The organism is Pokkaliibacter sp. CJK22405 (assembly GCF_046614695.1).
Lineage (GTDB): Bacteria > Pseudomonadota > Gammaproteobacteria > Pseudomonadales > Balneatricaceae > Pokkaliibacter.
On record NZ_JBKKHQ010000001.1, the window covers coordinates 273,914 to 295,120 of the forward strand.

The following is a 21,207-nucleotide window of genomic DNA, read 5'->3' on the forward strand; positions in this document are numbered from 1 at the left end:
CGAGGCACTGAATGCGACCTCGGCATGGTTTGGGGCGGCAGGGGGAAGTGTTAACTGCGGCATAAGAAACTTGATCAGAATTAGTTTAGATATTGCCTTACAAGGTCGTTCTTTAATAAAGAAAGAGGAACATCACAAAATTTATCAGGGTCCGTATCAAATTCTAGAAAATACTCAATAGCTTTTTTTTCACTTGAAAATCCAAGCAAAAGCATTAAGGAACTTATTCTTTCAGAAGTCAATGCAGGTATTTTTTCAATAAAGAATCTATATTGCTCTTTAATGGAATTATAGCGTTCTATAATTTTAAAAGTATCAATATTTTGTTTTGACAAATCACAGTCAGATTCAAATGTTATGGAAAACTTCTCATAATCGATTTTGTCTTGATTATATATATCCTCTATTGCTTTTAAAAGCATATCATTACTAGTTAATCTTATTGAAAAATTAGAACTTAATCCTAACCCTCTCGCACTAGGGCTTATATGAAGAATTTCTTTAAAATTTATATCTCTTTTTAAACTACTATTACAAGTAGTACACGATGGGATCAGATTTCTAACTGAAAGACTAAAAAAAGGAAAATGATCTTTAGATAAAAAGTGGTCAATTGGAGGTCTTAATGTATATTTGATTTTATTTCGACCCAAAAGCTCAGTCAATGTTGGTGTTTGGTCAAGATTACAGTAGGGACAAACTTTTGGACTAAAGAGCGATAGATAATTGTAGGCATTCCAACTATCAGGATTGTATTCTACCGCCTTCGTTATTCTTGAGAAAATCTTGTATGAAAATACGTCATTACATCTTCCCCTAACTTCTTCACTTATAGCATCTATATCTTTCCTTCTTAATTCAACCTTTAAATATTTTGGCAAATTACTCATTTCAATCAAAAAATGTCGTCTAAATGGCTCAAGCTTCCTTGCCTCTTTAGACATAGCTAAAAGGAAATACAATCTATGTTTCTTATAGAGTTCACTATTTTCAAAATTTAACAGCAAATCTATATCGCCTAGTATCATAAAATTAATATTGCTTTTATCTAAAAACAAACTTCTATAAAACTTTTTTTCGAAATGGTACTGAGCAGAGTTACTTGTGCCACTTTTTTTATTAATTTTCTTAAGTCGATTGTAAAAACCTATAAAGTGATAATTTTCAACCTTTTTTGTAATCCTCTGTGATAGGTCGATCATTAAAGTTTCTCCGCTAATTTTCTTACTATAGGATCAGCAATCATTGATATGATATTTTCAGCTGAATCTATATTTTCTCTCTTATTATTAATAGCTTTTGATATTTTTTCATATGCAAATTCTCCTACTGTTCTTTCTACAAGCATTCCTTTATTAAAAATATCAAAAATGTTTGCACCAAAAAAGTTACCTTTAGCTGATTCCGCATCTAGAAAATTCACTGACTCCTCAGGCAAATCACTTAGAACAAAAGGTGAGTGAGAAGTAATAATTATATTAATCTTTTGGTGTATTTCCCTAACTGCCGAGAAAAACTTTATCAACTCTCTTACATATTTCCTTTGCCATTCTGGATGAAGATATGTTTCACCTTCATCTATAAAGACAATCACATCTTCACCATCTTTAATTTCTTTATACAGTCTTGAAAACATCACGAGCAAAGAGTGCTGACCAGAACTAATACCATTCCATTCAATCTCAATATTTTTAAAAATACTATTCTCATCTCTAACAAATTCATCTATATATTCAAAGGCTTCATAGCTCTCTATATTAAATACCCCTAAATCATTTTTTGAAAAAGTTTGCTCAATAAATCTTGCCACATGGAATAATTTATACTTATACTCTGACGTCGTCAGAGAAGATGTATGATTCAATAGACTAAATACACCATCTAATTCAAATAAGTTATTTAAAGCCTTCATGCTGTTTAAGTAAATGCGACCTGATAAAAATTCAATATATATTACAAAAACATAAAAGCTTTCACGTTCATCCATCTCATTATTCAATACATTATCAAAACTATTTAAAAAATAAATAAGGTCAAAATAATCATCATATCTGCTTAACAAATATCTTGATGCTTTTTTATATAATTTATTTTTTATGAAAATATCATGATAATTTTCTATATAATCTTCCTCTAAGTACTTAGCACTTGAGTCAAATATAAATAATTCAAGCAGCTCTTTAAACGAGTCTAGAAAACGTCTCCCCAAGAAACTTACATCTAATATGGAATTTAAAAAGTTCAGTGTGTTTTTTTTAGATAAAATCTTTCTAACAATAGATTTCAAATATGATGATATTTCTTGATATGGATATGTAGTTCCAATCATCGGCACACTGCTTATTCCATATTCTTGCATGTTGTATACATCAAGAAGATCAAAGCAATCTCTTACTTGATTTTTCTTAATAATTTTACTTCTAGTGCTTATTCCTTTTTGGCTTGAACAGTCAATATATTTAAAGTTCTTATTTTTATTAAAAACTGGCTTGTGCGTCAGATTATCAATACCATGTGAAAAGTATATAACCTTTTTAAAAAAAGGGTCTAAACTTTCAACTCTATTAACCCTAACTCCTACATATTCGATATGAAAGTCATCTTCGATATTACTAAAATAATATATCTCATCATGATATTTAAATATTAATACACACTCTGAAGAGTATAGATCATTTGAAAAAACACTTGAAATAAGTTGAGTTAGCGTACTTTTACCAGTTCCATTCTTTCCAAATAAAGCCGTTATATCTATATTATCGTTAAAAAAACCATTTTTAATAGATGAGTCAGAAATAACCACTACGTCATTTCTTCTTATCACCTTATAATTTGAGCAGAGAGAAAAATCTTTATCTTTAAGTACTTTATAGTTACGAACATAAATATATATTATTTCCATACTCTATTACCTAAACACATCTACCTTAATTCGAAAATCAATAAATAAAATCATTTATTCTTTCTCATCTCCACCACCCGATTAAACACCTCCGCCTGATCCAGCATCACAAAGTGATAACTGTCCTTCACCATCTCAAAACTCACCTGCTTTAAACCCATATAGGCCAATTGATAGAAACCGCGCAGGTAGTCTTCCGTCATTCCCATGGTTTTATCGTGGGCGAAGATAACGGTGACAGGTGCGGTGATGTTGCCAAGTTCCGGCCGCAAGTCCGTCACCATTAATTCGTGCATGGCATTGGCGATGGTGGCGCGTTCTGAGGTGAGGGAGTCCTGCAGCACGGCTTCACAATAGCGTTGGTTCTTGAGCAGAATTGCCAAGGCGACGGTTTGCATCTGCCGGAATTGCTGGTCATTCGCACTAAGTAATCGCTGACGATAGGCATCGGCAGACGGTTGCATGCTTTGGCTGCTGGCAAAAGGTTTGAGATAAAGGCTGTAAAACGGCATGGCATCGACGATAACCGCTTTCCCCACAGTGTCGGGGTAACGCGCCGCAAGCATCAGGGCGATTTCTCCGCCCATGGAATGGCCGATCACCGTGGGCTTTTGCAGACCGTTGCTGCGAATATACTCAGCGAGTTCTACCGCGACAGGTGCCGCAACCGGGCCTTCGGCATTCACACCGGCGGTAGCTCCGGCAAAGCCGTTGATCTGCAGTAGATGAAGCCGGTGTGTGGCTTCCAGTGATTCGGCCAGGTGCTTCCACACCCAGCGCGCCGAACCCAACCCATGGATCAGGATGACATCCTTGCCCTGCCCCTGAACCTCAACACTAAAACGCTGCGGCATCATTCCTCCCTGAATCGCTACGAACACCAGAGTGTTAGATCACCATAACTGGGTGACAAATTCACCCTTTCGGTTTCCTTCTTTAGTCGTGTTGTGCAGCAGGTTTTTCACCATGCGCCAATGCCTGCGTTATTGAGGAATCGGCGTTCGTTCCAGTGTTTTAAGGTTCGGCACCGCCGTGTGCATCGGGTCGCCGGCGTTGGTGGCCGTTTCCTGTCGCACTTCATCATGACGACGGTTGTAACCCTGCCTTGCCAGTGTTTCTGCACTGGGTGGCTTTTTATGACTCTCGTTGTAGAAGGTTTCGCTAAGCTTGGCGTCACGGTCCCACCACGACCAGGCTTTGCGGCTGACAAAACAGCCAATGCGATTACACATCATGGTGGGCGTATAGCCCCAACCCACCTGTTCCAGCCGGTTTTTCAGCATGGGTTCAAAGGTGCCGGTGATGTGTTCACGGTAATGCCGGGCATTCAGCTGCACCGTCGCGGCGTAGCTTGAGGCGCGAGGATCAAAGGTTTTCCAGTCCACCAGCGCCATTTCCTGAGTAATGATGAGGTGGATGGACGCGCCCAGCATGTAGGATTGCAGCCCTTTCTCGGCGTAGCGCTTTTGTCCGAGCACGCCCATCACTTCGGTGTAAAAGGTTTTGGAATATTTCTCCAGAGACTGCAACAGCTCTTTACGATCCTCGATGTTGTTAAGGTCGCTGTGTTCCTTACGAATGCGGTACTCATTGGTCATGTAGAGCAGCGTGCCCTGAATATAACCGTTGATCTTGTCCAGCTCGGCGCTGTCGATTTCATCACGCACGACCTGCTTTACCGCATCGACAAACGCCTGATTGTCATCGCCACCGAACAACTCCTTCACCACCAGATTAAAGATAATCGCCCCGATTTTGCCGCCTGCGGCTCCGGCGGCTTTGCCCAGCAACGACTGCAGCATTTTCACCGCCATACTTTTTGTGCCGAGCAAAGTCAGCCGCTGGCTGGCTTCAAGCAGCTGCGCTTTGCTCAGGCGCTCATCCGGCATCATGCACGGGGTGTAGTGCAAATCGCCGCCGTCGAGTCGCACATTATCGAAAACATAAAGCAGCGAGGCATGACTGGTCTGACGCAGGAGTACCGGCGTCATCGGAGGAAAGACATCCAAAGCGTCGGTCAGATAGGTGAAGTACTCATGAACCAGGGTTTCACTTTCAAGCAGTGGCGAACTTTCTGCCACTTCCATCAAGGCACAACGGCTGGCGACCTCAATGGTAAATGCCTGCTCCGGGCTGAGCGTCGGAAAGTCCGCCGGGTCAGCCAGTGCCACGCGCGGCACGTCCGAGGGCTCAAGCTGCGCGCATAAACGCGCATCCTCCATGGTAAGCGCATCGGTCTGATCCGCAGGAAAAATGGCTTTGGCACAGTGCAGGACCTTGCGGCGCAGGTACTCCTCCCGCGAGCCTTGCGAAACGTTAAGAACAATAGAAAACATGCGGGTTTCTCCCTTAATGGTTCACATCCCACTGCGCGATCAGGCGGACTGTTGCGCGTGGGGATGAGCTGACAGTGGCTTTTCAGCCGGAGAGTCCCCGTAAAACAAAGACCGGGCACGTTGATTACTGGCCAGCACCTTGCCGACCTTATCGGCGTACTCGCCCATCGCGGCTTTGGCGAAGGCTGGCGTGTTGAGGGATTGGCTAATGGCTTCGGCGCCGCGAATGCCGCTGTATAGCGCGAAGAACATGCCCTGCGAAGATAACGGGTCAAACGACAGCGCCGCATCGCCCACGGCCAGCCAGCCTTTACCTGCCACACTCGGGCTTAATTGCACGCTGGCATCGCAGGATTTCACCGCGACAATCTGCGCTTCGCTGAGATTTTCATAGCCTTCGGGTAAAACGCCGCTGGCTTTGGCTGAAGTCAGCCATTTCGGTAGATCCCGATAGCCTTCGGCGACTTCGGCAGCGCTGCCGTGAAATGCCAGCACGCGCTTGTTATCGGGCAAGCGTGCGCTGTACCACCAGCCGAGGGTCGGTTTACTGCGATGGGTTTTCGCGTGATGCGGCTTAACAGACTCCAGCCGCGAGCGCTTTTGCTCACTGATCAGTCGGGTAATGTCGTCTTCATCCTCGGGGTGCGCGTTCATCCAGCACACCAGCGCCCACTGATCACTCAGCCGCTGCGGGTTACCGGCAAGGCGACGCACCAGCCAGCCTTGTTTGCCGGTGGCATCAATAATCCACGGCGCTTCAAGCTGATAGCTCTGATCCGCACTGCTTATTCCACTCAGGCGATACACCGCGCCGTTATGGGCTAATTCCTGAATTTCCGCCTCAATCAAGGTTGCGCCCTGAGCGATAGCGTAGTTCAGCAGCGCCTCATCAAAAGCCGCGCGGTCGAGGTGCCAGCCTGCTCCTTCCGGGTCCTGAATGGCATCGCGGTATTGCCAGTCGCTGCCGCGCCACGAAGTCATATTGCCTGCGCTTGGGCGGTACTGGCCTTCACTGAGCAATTCATTGAGGTGGTGGATACCCAGATGCCGCAGCATTCTGAGCGCCGCACCGGGAAGTGATTCCCCCACGCGATAGCGCGGTGTTTTTTGGGATGGCGCCTGCACCAGCAAGACGTTAAAGCCGGTTCGTGCCAGTTGGGCGGCGGCGCTACAGCCTGCGATGCCTGCGCCCAGAATGATGATATCGGCTTGCACGTGCCCCACTCCGTCTTCCCTGAAAGAGCGCTCCGCCGAAACGGAGCGCTTGGCTTTGCTAAGTCTTAACTCAGACCCAGCCTTTACTCAGGTTTAGTTATTGCCGCGCAACTTGATAGTGGCGAACTCGTTACGCTGCTCGTCACTTTCCCAACCGGCTTCCATCAGCAAGCGGTCATGGAAACCCAGGCGGGCATAACGCTCGGTGAAGAGTTTGTGCGCCTCTTCCAGCTCTCCGGCTTTCACCTGCGTCAGGTTTTCGACGTAGAGATTGTCCGGCAACCAGTCGAGGTCATCGGGGCGCGGTTTGGCTTCCAGCACGCCCATTTCGCCGAAGTGCTCGATCATGTACATCATCTGCTCAGGCGCCGGGTTTTGGCTCGGTAGCTGACGCAACCAGTTCGGGCGGTTATGGAAGGCCGCGATGCGCTCTTCCATGCTGCGGTTTTTATCGCACAGCACTTCATAGTCGATTTGCGTCAGTACCTGATTCGGCACCCGCGCTGGCCAGTAAGTTGGCAGATAGGGGTCGAATTCGAGGTCATAACCGGAGCGGCAATAGGCGGTATCGCCCTGCCACGGCAGCGCCATCCAACGGGTCAGGTCGCCCGCGCCCTGCTCATACAACGGCCCGCCGATACGCAGCACTTCAGGCTGAGTCAGCTGGCTGCCGTAGCTCGGTTCATCCTTGCCCGTTTCCCGTTCGCGAATACGGTACGGCGCGCGGTACATGGAGGCATGGCGCATCGGCCAGGTCAGCTCGCAACCGGGGTGGAAAGCATCGGCAAGGCAGAAGTGCATGGCGGCACGGTCGAGCATTTCGGGCTGACCTTGCAGCGGTACTTCCTCAAGCCTGGTCGGCGCTTTGGCGTTCGGGGCGTAATCGTTAATGAAGTTACCCTTCACCCAGGCATCCATCAGGTATTCATAGATACTGGGCAGACGCAGGTATTGCGCGGCGTTGACGGCATCCTGCTCGCTGCTGTCGCTGTAGCCGAAGGTGTCACCGTATTCCCACGGCCAGCCGTTGATGTCCTGCTCTTGTCCGTTGGTGGCGCGGAAGCTGTTATACACCGTGCGGCGCAGCTCACCGTAAGGGTCCGGATAGAGGCTGCTTTCCGGCACGAAGGCGAGCTTCTTCATCAGCTTTTCATCGCGGAAGTTCATCGGCGCATCGGCACCAAACATGGCGGAGAAGCCTTTGTTCACCCATTGCAGATCGGTCATGCGCTCAAGCACGGGGCGAATGTGCTCGTTGAAGGACACGCGCCTGGGCAGCGACATCATGCCCGCCTGAATGTACACCGAGCGCAGCAAGTCATCGAGGGTACGCCAGCTGGTGAGATCCGGTGCGTAGTTAGGCGGCGCGGACGTCACCCAGGCGCCGTCGGCATCAAAGCGTTTATTACCGATGGTGACTTTGGCATGCACCGGGCCATCGGCGATGTCGTCATACCAACCGGCGGCGTTGTTGAAACTGCCGGGCTTGGCGGGGTCATATACCGGCGTATTGCCGGGGCTGGCCGACACGCCCATACCGGGCAGCACGACAAGACGGCCAACGGCATCGGTGCGCAGCTCACCTAAATACACCGACGTGCCCTGAAACTCGCCGGTCATGGCGTAGCTGCTGTCGTTCATATTAAGGCCGGATATTTTCTTCACGCCTGTATCAATACAAAGCGCTGCGCGGCCACCGCCCTGCACCATCGGGTTACGCTGGGGTACAGAGATATTGCAGGTGGCCTGCAGGTCCATCGCCGCATCAAACTCGTACCACTGGGCCTTGCGGTTAGCGAGCTGCACCGACCATTCGATAGTGGCGTTGGCTGCCTGCTGGATTTCCCCGACCACGTTGCCGTACTGGTCATAACCGTACACACGAAAGCGCGCCGCCTGACGTTTCAGCGAACCGCCGACATCGCGCGTGCTGCCATAAGGGGTTTGCGGCGGGTTCATCACTTCCGGGCCGATGGTGTAAGCCTTGGTGCTGTTACCGACGCGCGCGACACCAATTCCCGGATGAATACGCACATGGGTGATGCGGGCGATGGCCTCATCACTCAGGCCGACCGGTTTTTCAGCGGCTTTATGATGGGGGAACGGGCAACTCGGGTTCTTGATTTCAGGGGCGCCCGGCTCTTTAGGCTCGGTGGTGGGCTGGCCGTTTTGCTTGCGTCGAAAATCCGCACTGGCCTGATACACCACCATACGGGCTTCGGCCACGCTACCAACGGGAGCGTTCGCCGCTGGTACACGGCCAATGTTGAAGGCCAGCCAGTCGCCGTAAATTTCCTGCTCGGGCTTGTTCAGATCCTGCTTCGGTAGCTTGATGGTCGCGACATGCACAGGCACTGCGACTTTCTCATCCCACACCACGGTGGCACGGTCGAGGGGAAAATGCTCCTCAAGGTAAGCTTCGCCGTAAGTCTCGGCGCTTGGGCGCGGCTGCACGTAAATTTCCAGCGTTGCCGGGCCTTTTGCCATGCGCTCGTGCAGGTCTTTGGCGAGGAAATCCGGGTCTTCAATATCGGGCTCACCACCGAAGGTGGAGGTGCCGGGTTTGAGCACATATTTGCAGTAGTTATCGCCGAGTTTGAACGGCACCACGCTCCAGAGGCTGGTTTCCAGCACCGAGCGAATCGGCTTGGCCATATCATCCAGCAGGGTGTCGGTCACCGGAGAATTACGCTGCACCCACTCCTCGCCCCAGCCTTCAAAACTGGCTTTGGTGAACTCGCACATATCCTTGGCGGTATTCACGAAGAAGTAAGGCACGTTCTGCATCAGCAGGTCAGCGGTGTGAGCGCCGTCATCACTGACGACCTTTTTGCCCTTCACATCGAAAATCTTGATGCCAATACCGATGGTGCTTTTCCAGTCAGGACGGCCATCGGCAAGGTCTGAAGAATAGCGCACGTAAACAGGATGAGTCGCGCCGGGGTGGGCAAACAGGCCGTGGCGCAGGGCTTCAGGAATGTCGTCGTTAAACTGCAGCTTGCCCTTGATGATGCCATGGGTACGCAGGAAAACCGGGCGTCTGGCCGGGCACTGGCCCTCTTCCACCCGGCGCTTGCCGGTCATATCGACAAACATGTGTTGCAGGCATTTGATCGGGTCATCACAACTACAGGTTGTCGTGAGCTTTTCGTTATCGCTCATCATGCTTTTGATCATCACACTCAATCCTTGTTGAATCGTTTTATTCTTGTCTGCTGTCACTGCGTTAATTCAGCACCTTTGACAGACAAGTACCGCCCAATATGAAAACGCAGTTCACTTAAGCGCCATGCGTGCGCTTATTCAACCTAGATGATCTTTTCATAATTACCAATAGTATTTTGCAGCCAATACCCTGCATTGATTGATCAATAACCATCGTTATAAAAACCAAACACAGGGAATGTCTTTCAATATGAGAAAGTCATTTCAAAGAAGAGGAGTAAATAATAATGTGAATTCAATTTACGCCTGAATTTGCAAAAAATATTCGACCGCTAAGGATGACGAAATCAGCAAAATATTTTTTCAGAAAAGGCAGGAAAACAACGTGAAGTAAGGAAAGACAGGATGATTGGAGCGCGGTTATTCAGTGAGGCCAAAGCTCAGGCAGGCGGAACCTAACCTGGGCGCCATGATCGGTTGGACGGTTAGCGTCGGTCAGAACAGTTGCGTATGGGCACGCAAGGCCTTTACGAAAGCCTCGTCGCCTGTGTTGATCGGGCTGGAGTGCGTTCTCTACTCAGACGAATCAATAAACCACGCTTCCATCCCCGGAAGTTTGGGCGATCTCTTCGTATCGTACTGGTAGCAGGTCACGCGGGCGTAATTGTCTAAATCGCTACCGGGAAGGCAGGTTTGTTCGTAAGCAATCCCTTTCTCAGTAAAACGCACTCGCAACACCGTTGCTTCACCCCCCAGTGCAGGCTCAAACGCGCCACGAGCCTCAATCACCTGACCGTTAATTTTGCGGGTGAGTTTAAGTCCTGTTGGCGCATCGCCTTCACCAATGCGCGAAATCGTTATCTCACCCGCATAGGTGTCACCGCCCTCGGGCAGCTGGCCAATAATGCGATAGTGCCCGGCGGTAAAGCCTTCCATAAAAGCGAGTTGCTCGGCATCCGGCTGAATTGCGGAAACAGGCTTGGTGAAAAGAATAAGTCCGACAAGGAGTAATGAGTTAACTGCGTGGTATGCCATTATCAAGATCTTCAATTAAATCTAAAAATAGAGATTTATAGCTTTTGACAATTTTTGGCGAAATTTTTATCGAGTAGTATTTGAGAAGAGCCAAAAAAAGTGAAGAGAAATATAACCACATCCAATCATCATCAGGCAAACTCATGTCTTCAACAAGTTCTAGCCAGCGACCATGAACAGGTGGGTGGCTATTTGAACCGAAAACGTGTTCTTTTCCTGTTGCAAACAATATAAACGCGGAGGCAAGGGCAATACCCATCATTCGTTTTGTTCTAACTTTATCTTCAGCATAACCACTCAATTCGGCGTACAGATGAATTTTAGATATCATCATTTCCTTAGCAAAGGCATCACATCTATATTCTTCATCTATTGGGGTTCCCGGGGACTCTTTTTCTACAGAAAAAATTACGTGTTTTAACTCATGTAAGAGCGTAAATGCTGTCGCCATACATGTTAAATCATACACGAGTGCATGCTCTGGATCTTCAGGCCTTCCTTTCTCCGGCTCTGGTATGCCTGAGGGCCAAGTAAAGTCATCCTCATGAAATACAGAATTTAGATTTTTGGTAAACTCTAGGAATATTTTAAATTTTTCATCTTCTAGCGCTTGATCAAATATTTTGTCAACCCTATCAATATCAAGTGATTCATTTGAAGATTTAAGCAATCTAATATAAGAAGAGTAGCAATAAAGTGCCTGCAACCCCGCGTAGCCAAAAATCCATATTTGACGAGCTGATCTTTGTGTATATTGAATTACTGAGTATGCGCCTGCTTTTAAATTAAACCCCTCTCTATCCTTGATCATTCTAAACTGCGGACCATATTTAATTATAATGGCCTCAATTTCTGAAGATCTCTCAGGAATCACTCCATCAAATAATCTACGAATAATATTTATTTCTTCCACTAATCCTCCTAAGACATATATCCTGGCATTATTAATGTCGAACAATTTAATCAGAAAAATTAACCATACCTCAGTATAAACCTAACTCAACGAAGGAACTATAAAAGCTAAGCATTTATAATAACCTTTTAAAATAATTAGGTACTTACTAAACTATGGATAATAATTTACCATTTAATCCTTCAACTAATTCATTCAAGTTAACTTCTGACATGCCTGTTGCGAAAGAAGCTCGTCCTAAATGTCTAGGATATAAATTTTCTACACAATGACCTACTTTGTATGCTGGTATTTTCTTGTCTATTAGCTTAATTAGAATATTTTTTGCAAAATCAAAATACTTAATATTTTTTAACTTTTTATCAGAAAACTTATTAGGTTTCCCCCAACCAAGTAAGGCGAAATTAGCTTCAGGAATAAGTGAATAGATCTTACTGATATTAATACCACCTTGTTCTTCATGTAGCGCTAATTTAGATGAATAAGTTTCATAAATTGGGTACAAATTAACAATCACGACCTCTTTAACCGAAACACACTCCTTATAAATCCGCTTTAAAACATTATTTACCGTACGATCTGAATTATCTCTATCGGCTTTAGAAGGGTTCATCATCACAACTAAAGCCACTTCAGTACCTTCTCTTTTAAAAGGTATTCGTAACGAGTAGCGAAACTTAGGCTCCGCAGAAGAAATAGAATCAATTTGAATATCTGATTTCGCAACATATTCTTTATACTCAAAGGCGCTCATACTTTTTCCTTGTATTGATGTTAAATAAGTTCGTTTTCAAAAAATATCTCGACGAGAGATCATTAAAATGAATAAAGCCTATTTTTATGCACATATATGAAGCTATACCATTGAAAATTTACACGCCATACTCATTAAGATCCTAACCACTTCCGGTGAAAATAAACTTCTACCAGATAATCATCAGCAAAAGCCAGTCTTATAAATACTCATTTCCCCTCCCCCACCAGTTCATTCGAACACCTCACAAAAGCCTCTAATGCTGGGGAGGTATGCACGGGTTTGCGGCGCAATAGCCCGATGGCGCGGGGTGCCTGCATATTCAGCGCAAGGCGGGTGACGTCGGAGAGGTTAAAGACATCCACACTGGAGGCCGGTAATAAGGCAAAACCTAATCGCGCGCGCACCATGGCAATGGCGGAGCTCATAAAGCTGAGTTCCCATGCGGGGGTAAAGCTGACCTGCGCCTGTGCCATGGCAAGGTCCGCATAATGGCGGGCGCTGGAGCCGGGCGTCATGGCGATATAAGGCATGGCTTCCAGCCCCTTCCAGGGGGAAGCATTGGGCCGAACGACTCTTGGCGGCGTTAGCAGAATTAAGTCATCCCGTTGCAGTGGGTCGAACTGCAGGTCGCGGTTTTCTTCCAGCAAAGAGGTGATGCCCACATCGACTTCGCCCTTCTCCACCCAGGCATGCACTTGTCCGGCAAGGCCATCGCGCACACGCACCTGCACGCGGGGAAAGCGTTTGCAGAACACCGCCAGCGTTTGCGGCAATAGCGCCGAGGCCACCGAGGGCAAGGCGGCGATGCTGAGTTGCCCCTGCGCCAGTTGCTTCACATTGCGCGTATCGGTAATGGCGTTTTCCATATCCGCCAGAATGCGCCGTGCATGGCCTAAAAAGAGTTCTCCGGCGTCGGTGAGAATCACCTTGCGGGTGTTGCGGGCGAACAGCTCAACCCCGAGTTCTTCCTCCAACTTTCGTATGAGGTAAGAGAGCGCCGGCTGGGTGAGGTGCACCTGCCTTGCCGCCTGGGTAAAGCTCGTCAGCTCTGCGGTCAGGACGAATGCTTTGAGTTGCCGATGGTTAAACATGGGCTTACCTATAGATTTTTTTTATTAATTTATAAGATATATCGTTTTGCCTGATTCGCCGGCGGCATGCAAGGTGGTTTGATAGAACTTGCCCTACTCCCGGTGGACTCCTATGACAACAACATCGCCCACCTCACCTCGCATTGCCCATATTGGCTGCGGCGCCGGTTTTGCCGGTGATCGCCCCCAAACTGCCCTTGCTCTGGTTGAGGATCTCGCGCGTCGCGATGGCCCTGCCTATCTCTTTTATGAATTACTCGCTGAGCGCACTCTGGCTGAAGCCCAGTTGCGCAAGCTCAATGACCCGAACGCGGGTTACGCCACCCATCTTTTTGCCTTTCTGGAGCCGGTGCTGGAGCGCTGTCTTGAAGCGGGCATCCCCATCATCACCAATGGTGGCGCGGCCAACCCGGTTGCGGCGGCAACTCGCCTGCAGAAGTGGCTGGTGGAAAAAGGCCTGCGCGCGAAAATCGCCTGCGTACTGGGGGATGATCTCACTCCCCGCTGGGAGGATGCTGCCTGGCTGCCAGAGGATTTACCCCGGCAGGATGTGGTTTCCTGCAATGTCTACATTGGCGCTCAGGCCATTACCGATGCGCTGAATGAAGGGGCCAATATCGTTCTTGGCGGGCGTATTGCTGACCCATCGCTGGTGGTGGGCGCAGTGCGTCATGCTCATCAATGGGCTGAAGATAACTGGGACAAGGTGGCACTGGCGACCGCTGCCGGGCATTTGCTCGAATGCTGTGCGCAGGTAACGGGCGGTTATTTCTCCGACCCTGGCCGTAAGGACGTTGAAGACCTGCTGCATCTGGGTTGCCCCATTGCCGAAGTCGGTAGCGACGGCAGTCTGGTGATTACCAAGGCCGAGCCTTCCGGTGGCTGTGTCACACTGCAAACCGTGAAAGAGCAGCTGCTGTATGAAGTGCATAATCCGGCGGCCTATCTCACGCCGGATGTAACGCTGGATATTACCCAGGTGACCCTTGAGCAAATCGCGCCGCATCGGGTCGCGGTCAAGGGTGTTAAAGGCCACCCTGCTCCGGCGACACTCAAGGGCAACTTTGGCCTTCGCGGTTTGTGGTTTGGCGAGGCTGGTATTTCCTATGCAGGCCCGAATGCTGTTGCCCGTGGTCAGCAGGCGATCAGCCTCCTGAAAGCCCGTATTCACGAATTACTGCCGGAATTGTCACCCCAGCTGGATCTGATCGGCATCTCCAGTCTTTTCAATGACACCGCCGGTGACTGGCATCGGCAAGTCAGCCCGCAGGCGCAAGCCGCCAATACCTTGCAGGATGTGCGCGTACGTCTGGGGGTGGTGGGCCGTCATCCTGAGTTGCTGAATGCAGCGCTACAGGAAGTCGAGGCGCTGTATCTGAATGGTCCGGCCGGAGGAGGCGGTGTTCGTCGGCAATTGGGCGAGTCACTTCGCACCCATTCCTTTCTGATTCCGCGTGAACAGGTCACGCCACGACTGCAATGGTGGTACGCATGAGCCAGCACTCCCTGAACGCCTCTCTGTGTCTGGTCAGCGAACTGGCCCACGCCCGTGCCGGTGACAAAGGCAATACCCTGAATGTCGCGGTGTTCGCTTATGACGAGGCCAATTATGGCCATCTGGTTGCGCACCTGACCGAGCAGGCGATTGCCGAGCGCTTTGCGCATCGCACTCCGAGCAAGGTCACGCGTTACCTGCTGCCGAATCTCGCGGGGATGAATTTTGTGATTGAAGAAACGCTGGAAGGTGGCGTTAACGCCAGCGCCAGCCTCGACCGCCACGGCAAGAGCCTGAGCTTTCTGCTGTTGGGGATGGAAATTCCCCAGCCGGTATAGCGCCTAAGCCATAACACCTACGCAACCTAATGCACGGATAACGAATTACCAGAAACACGACGAAGAAAAAGCAAAGAAAAAACCAGGAACCTCAACCCTCAACTTCCGACTCACGGGGCAAACAATGATAACAATGCTCGGATTCGTGATGATGTTGGGCATCATCGCCCTCATCCTCCTCAAACGCCTGACACCGGTGGTGGCCTTCGCGGTCGTGCCGGTCATCATCTGCTTTTTGGCCGGATTCAGCCCGGATAAGACAGGAGGTTTTATCAAGGCTGGTCTGACCTCGGTGGCGCCCACAGCCACCCTCTTTATTTTCGCCATTCTTTACTTCGGCATCATGCGCGAGCGCGGCATGTTTGACCCGCTGGTGAACTTCCTGATTCGCAGTACACGCGGCAAGCCGCTACGCGTTGCGGTCGTCACCGTGCTGGTGGCCAGTATTGCTCACCTGGATGGTGTCGGTGCGGCGACCTTCCTGCTCACCATTCCGGCGTTTCTGCCGTTGTATCAGCGCCTGAAAATGAGCCCGACCATGCTGCTCTGCCTGGTGGGCTTGAGTGCCGGTATCGTCAACATGGTGCCCTGGGGTGGCCCGACGGCACGTGCTGCCGCGACCAGCGGTGTTGATGCCTCCACCCTCTGGCTTCCGCTTGTGCCGGTACAGATTTTCGGTCTGGTGCTGATGCTGGCACTGGCCGTGTTCTTCGGCATCAAGGCCGAGAAAAAGCTTCTGGCTGAAACCGGTCAAAGCGCCGGGCATAGCGATATGAGCCAATACCTGCTGCCCCCCAGAGAAACCGCCCTACCGGTGAACCACTGGAAATACTGGGCCAATGTCGCGCTGACGGTCTTTATTCTGGTCGTGCTGTTTACCGGCGCCTTCCCGCTGTATGCAAGCTTTATGGTGGGTCTCGGTATCGCGCTGATTCTGAACTACCCGCGTCCCGATCAGCAGGCCGCTGAAATCAAGGCGCACGCCAATGATGCATTGCAAATGGCGCTGGTCATGTTGGCCGCTGGCGTACTCCTCGGTGTACTCAAGGGTGCAGGCATGTCAGAAGGCATGGCAAGCTCGCTGATCAGCATTTTGCCGGACGGTTCAGCCAGCGTTTTGCACCTGATTGTCGGGGCTTTTGGGGTACCACTGGGCATGTTATTCTCGCCGGATGCGTATTACTTTGCGCTAATGCCCATTGTTCGTGATATTTCCACCTCTGCTGGTGTGCCGGTTGATGCCGTCGCCCGCGCCATGCTGATTGGTGAAAATACCGGCTTTAGTATCAGTCCCGTGGTGGCGAGTGTTTATCTGGCTATCGGGCTCGCAGGAGTGGAGCTCCGTGATCACTTAAAATTCACCTTCCTCTGGGCTTGGGGTATTGGCATTTTGCTACTAGGCTTTGCTTGGATGATCGGAGCCATCGGGGGCTGATCAGTCTTTGCTTTGACAGGGAATAACGAAGTGCAGACACAACGGCTAAAACGCGGGAGCCTGATTACACTGGCAGGTACTTTACTACCACCTTCTGTATTCGCAGCGCTCCAACGCCTGAACCAATGGGAGTGGCATCCCATCGACTGGCTGGAGGCAGCTCCTGCGCAGCCGTTATCTGTGGTCGCAACGACCCTGACCGAAGACATTGATGCCCTGGACCTGCCGGGAAAACGCATCCTCATCGGTCACTCAGCAGGCGGTGTACTGGCCCAGGCCGTGGCCACCCAGCTGGCACAACCGCTGGATGGCCTGATCCTGCTCTGTACCGGCGCTGAAGCCTCACATCACGGTGATCCGGATGCGCCGCAGCGTCTGCTGCAGAATGGTCTCGATAGTTTCCTGACGCCCTTCTTTAACCGCTGTTTTGGTGCAGCCTTTTGCGCTCTGCCGGAAGCACAACCCCTGCTGCACTACTGCCGACTTTACGCTCTGGGTTTTGATGCCAAGGATATTGCCCCGGCCATGACCAGCCTGAGACTCTGGGATTTGCGCAGCCAACTGTCAGCGATCAGCTGCCCAACCCTGATTCTGTATGGTGAAGATGACCCGGCTCGCGGTATGGCGGATGCCAACGTGATGGCGGCGGGTATTCCCAATGCCCACATTGTGGCGCTGCCTTCCGGCCATACGCCGATGGTCACGCATCAGGAGCAGTTTCTGGAAAGCCTGTTGCCTTTCCTGAATCAGGTGTTTCGCACTTCGAAGACGGCGGCAGCCTAGTTTTCCCGTTAACACCCAACGCCAGATAACAAAAAAGGAGCCTTACTCAGGCTCCTTTTTATTTGGACTCTTCCGGTTTTTTGTACGCTTTCAAGCCAAGGCGCTTTCACGGCAAGGTGTGGCTCAGGCGGTCGCTTCAAAGGGTGAAAGGCGACACCACAAAACCTGAATCACTGATCTTCACGCTGAAAAGCTCATCAAACCCTTCAGCCAGCGTTGGCTTTTCCAGTTTGTGATAGGTCGACCTCACGCCGACCTCTGGGATTTTCTCTTTGCCCTGTCGCTGGTCATTGCGGCGTAGGCAATCCGCCAGCGAGGACTCAAAAAAGTAACCCGTGACATGGAAGCGATGCTCCTGAAAGCCGGTCAGGTACTTCTGCCGGACTTCCCGGGTAGGGTTGGTGTTATCAATCACCACCGGTTGTTTGGCATTCAGGCAGGCCTGAAAAATCAGCGCCTCACGGTGGCGGGTTTTCAGCATATCGAGATTGATGCGGATATGGGTTTTGTAAAACTGCTGCAGGTAAAAGGTCGACTTGCCGCTGGCCTGAGCGCCCATAAAGATCACGCCTTTCATGCCTTAGAACTCCCTGATGTCTTCTTTGTCCTGCTCATTGGACTTATCAGACTCATCGACTGCGGGCGCTTCAGGTTCCGGGAAGAACTGATGCTTAAGGGTGCGATAACCCAGCCCCATCACCCAGATCGCCATGGCAATAAACAACGGCCCGATAATGAAGCCGCCATAGACCACGGCAAAATCAAAGTCGCCACCCTCTGAGCCTAAGCCAAACATTGACGTCACCGAGAAATACAGACTGCGCACACTGAGCACGGCGATCAAAAGACCGATCAGCATCATGGCGACAGAGAGCAGGCTCATCAGGGCTTTTAACAGTGGCGTCGTTGGCATCGTATTCTCAGCAGGCAGTGGAAATTCAGGGGCGCCAGTGTACCCGCCCCATCCTCAGGACAACAGCCATCAGCGGCAGCTATCACCAATGCCAATCAGCTGACCCACTGCGCCTTGTTCTTATTGATAAAGGCTTCCATCACCATCAGCCCTTTTTCCAGCTCTTCCCGGCCACAACCAATACGGAAGTGATCGACAGGCGCATCAAGCAGGTCCGAGGCATAGAGCGAGCCAGGTAACAGCAGCACGCCGACTTCATTGACCAGACGCTCGCAGAAATCATCCACGCCGTTGCTGCCCAGATAACGCGGATAGGCAACACAGCCACCCTGAGGACGCGTCCATTCAAAGAGATCAGTATGGCCGGCAAAGAACTCATCCAGCAGTTCAAGGTTTTCTTCGATAATTTCGCGGTTGCGGCTAAGCAGGCGTTCCGCCTGATTCAACGCCATGATGGTCAGGCGCTCGCTGGGCGCGGAGTTACTGATGGACAGGTAATGCTTATAACCCACCATTTTCTCCAGCAGCGCCTCATCCTGACAGGCAACCCAACCCAGACGAAGGCCCGGCAGCCCGTAGCTTTTGGACATCACATTAAGGGAAATGCCGCGCTCATAGATGTCTGCCACCTGAGGCAGACGCAGGCTTTCATCCAGCTCCAGACCACGATAAACCTCATCACTGAATAGCCAGATGCCATGTTCTCGGCACAGTGACACCAGTGCATCCAGCTCATCCTTGCTGATCAGCATGCCGGTTGGGTTATTCGGAAAGTTAATGGAGATCAGCCGGGTATTGGGTTTGATGGCCTCGCGGATGCCTTGTAGATCCAGCTTCCATTCATTCCCCTGACGCAGGCTCACGCCCGTCACTTCACACCGCTCCAGTGGCAGGGTTTCTGCGGACTGATAATTCGGCACCATCACAATGGCGTGATCGCCTTCCGCCAGCAGGACTTTCATGGCGATGTAGATTGCCTCCTGCGCGCCGGTGCAGCACACCACCTGATCATCATTGATGTTTTCGTACGTCGCGCTGATGGCTTCACGCAGCTCCGGTGCGCCACGGGTTTCGGTGTAGCCCAGCCAGAGTTCATCGAACTCCATGCGCTCATCATCCGTGGCATAGGTCAGCAAATCCTGAACGTAAATACTCTCGGCATCGGAGGCACAGAGGTGATAACGCGCGGTGAACTCCCAGCGGGCAAAATGTTCTTCCAGAGCGAAAGGCTTAAGGCTCATGCGTGGCCCTCTTGATAAGTAGACGGTGAAGGAGTGGTGTGGCGAATCTCGCGCAGCAGGCTGTAAAAGCCTGAGCGGGAAAGCCCTAGTGTTTGTGCGACGAACTCTCCGGCGCCGCGCACCTGAAAGATGCCTGCGCCTTCCATGGCGTCGAGCAGCATTAGCCGCTGCGGCTTTTTGATCGCCACCAGAGGCATCTGCCACTTGGCAAGATGCTCGTTGATAATCTGGTTAATCTGTTCCTGCCAGTCATGGGCCATCAGCGCTTCAACGGGCTGCTCGACAGGCAATGCCGTGGTTTTTTGATCTTCATAAGATGCGGCGCTCCCCGACAAGCGTTGCAGCACCTCAAGGGCACCATGAATCGCCTGTGTTCGCATATTGATGCACAGCATGCCGATCAGCTGGCCATCATCATCGTAAAGTAAGGTGGTGGTCGCCGAGACGTTCTCGCCGCCAGCGAGGGTCTTGCGGTAAGGGCCAATCACGGCGGATGAACTGTCACGAAGCCCATCCATGCTGACTGCCGAGCTTTCACCCAGCGTGCGTGGCGAGAATGCCCCCGCAATGGCAATCAGCTGCAGGGTCTTAAGATCATGAAGTGCCACTTCCACCAGACCGGGAAACAGCCCTGCCAGCATCTCGGTCAGTGCACCGTAGCGTTGAAGCAGCATTTGACTCATAGCATCAGGACTCAGGAGTTCATATCTGGACATAGAGTCTACATATAGACTTTCAATTTACCAGTATTATTACCCTTCCCTCATAACAATGGCCCCTGCGGCAAAGTGCCTATACACTGGCGGCCGGTTAACTCAGGGTGCTGTCACGGACGCAGTACGTACCCTCAGGCTAAAACGCCAGCGACTACCACAACGATACTCAGGAAGGTAAACAAGGAGGTGCCATGGCTAGGCAAACTAATAATCCGCGTGCAGTAGGCTGGGGCTTTCTGATCCTCGGCAGCATTATGTTTATTGCTTTCGCTTCGGCCATGTTGGACCCGGATGCGGGTATTACCGTTAACGATGTCTACACCACGGATCCCTCAGAGAAGCTCTCAGCAGTACTTTTCGCGGCGATATTCCCCATTGTTGGCCTGCTTATTCTGTTGTTTGTCGGCAAGGGCAACAGCGGGTCTCAGAGCACTACCGATACCTACAACTTCACTAAAACCTACGAATTTTCCAAGGTGATTCGCTTCGGTAAAGACCAGCTGGCGCCTGAGAAGGAAGAACCCGCCGTTGCGAAAGTCCAAGCGCCTGCCACTTCGCAAAAGCGTATGAAAACCGCCTCGCACGATGGTCGCGCTACCATCGAGGTGCGCCGACGATCAGACCTGCCTGCCGAGGAGATTCCCGCTGAAACTGTGCTAGAGGAAGCGGTAGAAGAACCCATTGCTGAGCCGGTCGTCACCAAAGAGCAAAGTGTGCTGGAGATGCGCCTGGCGCGTCATGCCGAATTCAAGGCCGAGGGTGTGCGCCAAACCTACAGCCACCTCAACGACAGTGCGGAAATCATCCCTAAGGTCATCGGCTGGGCTTTGATGGCCATTTCAGCGCTGATGTTTATTTCTTCCGTGAAATAA

General features: G+C 50.4%; 19 protein-coding genes. 5 read left to right on the top strand and 14 right to left on the bottom strand.

Features of this window, described 5'->3' with window-relative positions; translation table 11 throughout:
- Positions 1 to 80: 80 nt before the first annotated feature.
- The 10 genes from ACKC9G_RS01315 to ACKC9G_RS01360 form a co-directional block, all read right to left on the bottom strand.
- Positions 81 to 1,202, bottom strand: a complete 1,122-nt coding sequence (locus ACKC9G_RS01315; RefSeq protein WP_411403126.1) for a hypothetical protein — start codon at positions 1,200 to 1,202, stop codon at positions 81 to 83.
- Positions 1,202 to 2,902: an AAA family ATPase gene (locus tag ACKC9G_RS01320; protein ID WP_411403127.1), complete on the bottom strand. Its 1,701-nt coding sequence runs from the start codon at positions 2,900 to 2,902 to the stop codon at positions 1,202 to 1,204. The genes ACKC9G_RS01315 and ACKC9G_RS01320 overlap by 1 nt, the downstream gene beginning before the upstream one ends.
- Positions 2,903 to 2,952: 50 nt before the next feature.
- Positions 2,953 to 3,756 (bottom strand): alpha/beta fold hydrolase, encoded by an 804-nt coding sequence (locus ACKC9G_RS01325; protein WP_411403128.1) that lies wholly within the window; start codon positions 3,754 to 3,756, stop codon positions 2,953 to 2,955.
- 129 nt (positions 3,757 to 3,885) lie between these two features.
- Positions 3,886 to 5,238: a hypothetical protein gene (locus ACKC9G_RS01330; protein ID WP_411403129.1), complete on the bottom strand. Its 1,353-nt coding sequence runs from the start codon at positions 5,236 to 5,238 to the stop codon at positions 3,886 to 3,888.
- A 39-nt stretch (positions 5,239 to 5,277) separates the two neighbouring features.
- Positions 5,278 to 6,453, bottom strand: a complete 1,176-nt coding sequence (locus ACKC9G_RS01335) for an NAD(P)/FAD-dependent oxidoreductase (RefSeq protein ID WP_411403130.1) — start codon at positions 6,451 to 6,453, stop codon at positions 5,278 to 5,280.
- 93 nt (positions 6,454 to 6,546) lie between these two features.
- The gene (locus ACKC9G_RS01340) at positions 6,547 to 9,630 is read right to left on the bottom strand and encodes a LodA/GoxA family CTQ-dependent oxidase (protein ID WP_411403298.1); all 3,084 of its coding nucleotides are present in this window, start codon (positions 9,628 to 9,630) and stop codon (positions 6,547 to 6,549) included.
- 561 nt (positions 9,631 to 10,191) lie between these two features.
- Positions 10,192 to 10,653, bottom strand: a complete 462-nt coding sequence (locus ACKC9G_RS01345; RefSeq protein ID WP_411403131.1) for a hypothetical protein — start codon at positions 10,651 to 10,653, stop codon at positions 10,192 to 10,194.
- Positions 10,634 to 11,566 carry a phage exclusion protein Lit family protein gene (locus tag ACKC9G_RS01350; protein ID WP_411403132.1) on the bottom strand — a complete coding sequence of 311 codons (933 nt, stop codon included), beginning with the start codon at positions 11,564 to 11,566 and terminating at the stop codon, positions 10,634 to 10,636. Before ACKC9G_RS01350 ends, ACKC9G_RS01345 begins: the two co-directional genes overlap by 20 nt.
- 148 nt (positions 11,567 to 11,714) lie before the next feature.
- Positions 11,715 to 12,320, bottom strand: coding sequence for a DUF1643 domain-containing protein (locus tag ACKC9G_RS01355; RefSeq protein WP_411403133.1), 606 nt, complete (start codon positions 12,318 to 12,320; stop codon positions 11,715 to 11,717).
- Positions 12,321 to 12,529: 209 nt separating this feature from the next.
- Entirely contained in the window at positions 12,530 to 13,414 is an 885-nt protein-coding gene (locus tag ACKC9G_RS01360) for a LysR family transcriptional regulator (RefSeq protein WP_411403134.1), read from the bottom strand.
- A gap of 112 nt (positions 13,415 to 13,526) precedes the next feature.
- Here ACKC9G_RS01360 and ACKC9G_RS01365 point away from each other — a divergent pair, with 112 nt between their 5' ends.
- From ACKC9G_RS01365 to ACKC9G_RS01380, 4 genes are all read left to right on the top strand, one after another.
- Positions 13,527 to 14,909: an acyclic terpene utilization AtuA family protein gene (locus ACKC9G_RS01365; protein WP_411403135.1), complete on the top strand. Its 1,383-nt coding sequence runs from the start codon at positions 13,527 to 13,529 to the stop codon at positions 14,907 to 14,909.
- Complete coding sequence (locus ACKC9G_RS01370; protein WP_411403136.1) at positions 14,906 to 15,247, top strand: hypothetical protein; 342 nt, start codon at positions 14,906 to 14,908, stop codon at positions 15,245 to 15,247. Before ACKC9G_RS01365 ends, ACKC9G_RS01370 begins: the two co-directional genes overlap by 4 nt.
- A gap of 124 nt (positions 15,248 to 15,371) precedes the next feature.
- Positions 15,372 to 16,682, top strand: coding sequence for a CitMHS family transporter (locus tag ACKC9G_RS01375; protein WP_411403137.1), 1,311 nt, complete (start codon positions 15,372 to 15,374; stop codon positions 16,680 to 16,682).
- Positions 16,683 to 16,712: 30 nt separating this feature from the next.
- On the top strand, positions 16,713 to 17,465 hold the full coding sequence (locus ACKC9G_RS01380) for an alpha/beta fold hydrolase (RefSeq protein WP_411403138.1): 753 nt from the start codon (positions 16,713 to 16,715) through the stop codon (positions 17,463 to 17,465).
- A 136-nt stretch (positions 17,466 to 17,601) separates the two neighbouring features.
- Here the strand turns inward: ACKC9G_RS01380 and ACKC9G_RS01385 are convergent, their stop codons facing one another.
- The 4 genes from ACKC9G_RS01385 to ACKC9G_RS01400 form a co-directional block, all read right to left on the bottom strand.
- Positions 17,602 to 18,042: an AAA family ATPase gene (locus ACKC9G_RS01385; protein WP_411403139.1), complete on the bottom strand. Its 441-nt coding sequence runs from the start codon at positions 18,040 to 18,042 to the stop codon at positions 17,602 to 17,604.
- A gap of 3 nt (positions 18,043 to 18,045) precedes the next feature.
- On the bottom strand, positions 18,046 to 18,378 hold the full coding sequence (locus ACKC9G_RS01390) for a hypothetical protein (protein WP_411403140.1): 333 nt from the start codon (positions 18,376 to 18,378) through the stop codon (positions 18,046 to 18,048).
- Positions 18,379 to 18,473: 95 nt separating this feature from the next.
- A complete protein-coding gene (locus ACKC9G_RS01395; RefSeq protein ID WP_411403141.1) occupies positions 18,474 to 19,619 on the bottom strand; it encodes an aminotransferase class I/II-fold pyridoxal phosphate-dependent enzyme in 1,146 nt (381 codons plus the stop codon).
- Complete coding sequence (locus ACKC9G_RS01400) at positions 19,616 to 20,302, bottom strand: transcriptional regulator (protein ID WP_411403142.1); 687 nt, start codon at positions 20,300 to 20,302, stop codon at positions 19,616 to 19,618. Before ACKC9G_RS01400 ends, ACKC9G_RS01395 begins: the two co-directional genes overlap by 4 nt.
- Positions 20,303 to 20,526: 224 nt before the next feature.
- Between ACKC9G_RS01400 and ACKC9G_RS01405 the strand changes: the two genes are divergently transcribed.
- Positions 20,527 to 21,207: a hypothetical protein gene (locus tag ACKC9G_RS01405; protein ID WP_411403143.1), complete on the top strand. Its 681-nt coding sequence runs from the start codon at positions 20,527 to 20,529 to the stop codon at positions 21,205 to 21,207.

What these genes read in the sequence shown, in the direction of transcription:
- ACKC9G_RS01315 (WP_411403126.1), bottom strand. Translation starts at nt 1,202, where the DNA reads ATGATCGACCTATCACAGAGGATTACAAAAAAGGTTGAAAATTATCAC.
- ACKC9G_RS01320 (WP_411403127.1), bottom strand. Translation starts at nt 2,902, where the DNA reads ATGGAAATAATATATATTTATGTTCGTAACTATAAAGTACTTAAAGAT.
- ACKC9G_RS01325 (WP_411403128.1), bottom strand. Translation starts at nt 3,756, where the DNA reads ATGCCGCAGCGTTTTAGTGTTGAGGTTCAGGGGCAGGGCAAGGATGTC.
- ACKC9G_RS01330 (WP_411403129.1), bottom strand. Translation starts at nt 5,238, where the DNA reads ATGTTTTCTATTGTTCTTAACGTTTCGCAAGGCTCGCGGGAGGAGTAC.
- ACKC9G_RS01340 (WP_411403298.1), bottom strand. Translation starts at nt 9,630, where the DNA reads ATGATCAAAAGCATGATGAGCGATAACGAAAAGCTCACGACAACCTGT.
- ACKC9G_RS01345 (WP_411403131.1), bottom strand. Translation starts at nt 10,653, where the DNA reads ATGGCATACCACGCAGTTAACTCATTACTCCTTGTCGGACTTATTCTT.
- ACKC9G_RS01355 (WP_411403133.1), bottom strand. Translation starts at nt 12,320, where the DNA reads ATGAGCGCCTTTGAGTATAAAGAATATGTTGCGAAATCAGATATTCAA.
- ACKC9G_RS01360 (WP_411403134.1), bottom strand. Translation starts at nt 13,414, where the DNA reads ATGTTTAACCATCGGCAACTCAAAGCATTCGTCCTGACCGCAGAGCTG.
- ACKC9G_RS01365 (WP_411403135.1), top strand. Translation starts at nt 13,527, where the DNA reads ATGACAACAACATCGCCCACCTCACCTCGCATTGCCCATATTGGCTGC.
- ACKC9G_RS01370 (WP_411403136.1), top strand. Translation starts at nt 14,906, where the DNA reads ATGAGCCAGCACTCCCTGAACGCCTCTCTGTGTCTGGTCAGCGAACTG.
- ACKC9G_RS01375 (WP_411403137.1), top strand. Translation starts at nt 15,372, where the DNA reads ATGATAACAATGCTCGGATTCGTGATGATGTTGGGCATCATCGCCCTC.
- ACKC9G_RS01385 (WP_411403139.1), bottom strand. Translation starts at nt 18,042, where the DNA reads ATGAAAGGCGTGATCTTTATGGGCGCTCAGGCCAGCGGCAAGTCGACC.
- ACKC9G_RS01390 (WP_411403140.1), bottom strand. Translation starts at nt 18,378, where the DNA reads ATGCCAACGACGCCACTGTTAAAAGCCCTGATGAGCCTGCTCTCTGTC.
- ACKC9G_RS01395 (WP_411403141.1), bottom strand. Translation starts at nt 19,619, where the DNA reads ATGAGCCTTAAGCCTTTCGCTCTGGAAGAACATTTTGCCCGCTGGGAG.
- ACKC9G_RS01400 (WP_411403142.1), bottom strand. Translation starts at nt 20,302, where the DNA reads ATGAGTCAAATGCTGCTTCAACGCTACGGTGCACTGACCGAGATGCTG.
- ACKC9G_RS01405 (WP_411403143.1), top strand. Translation starts at nt 20,527, where the DNA reads ATGGCTAGGCAAACTAATAATCCGCGTGCAGTAGGCTGGGGCTTTCTG.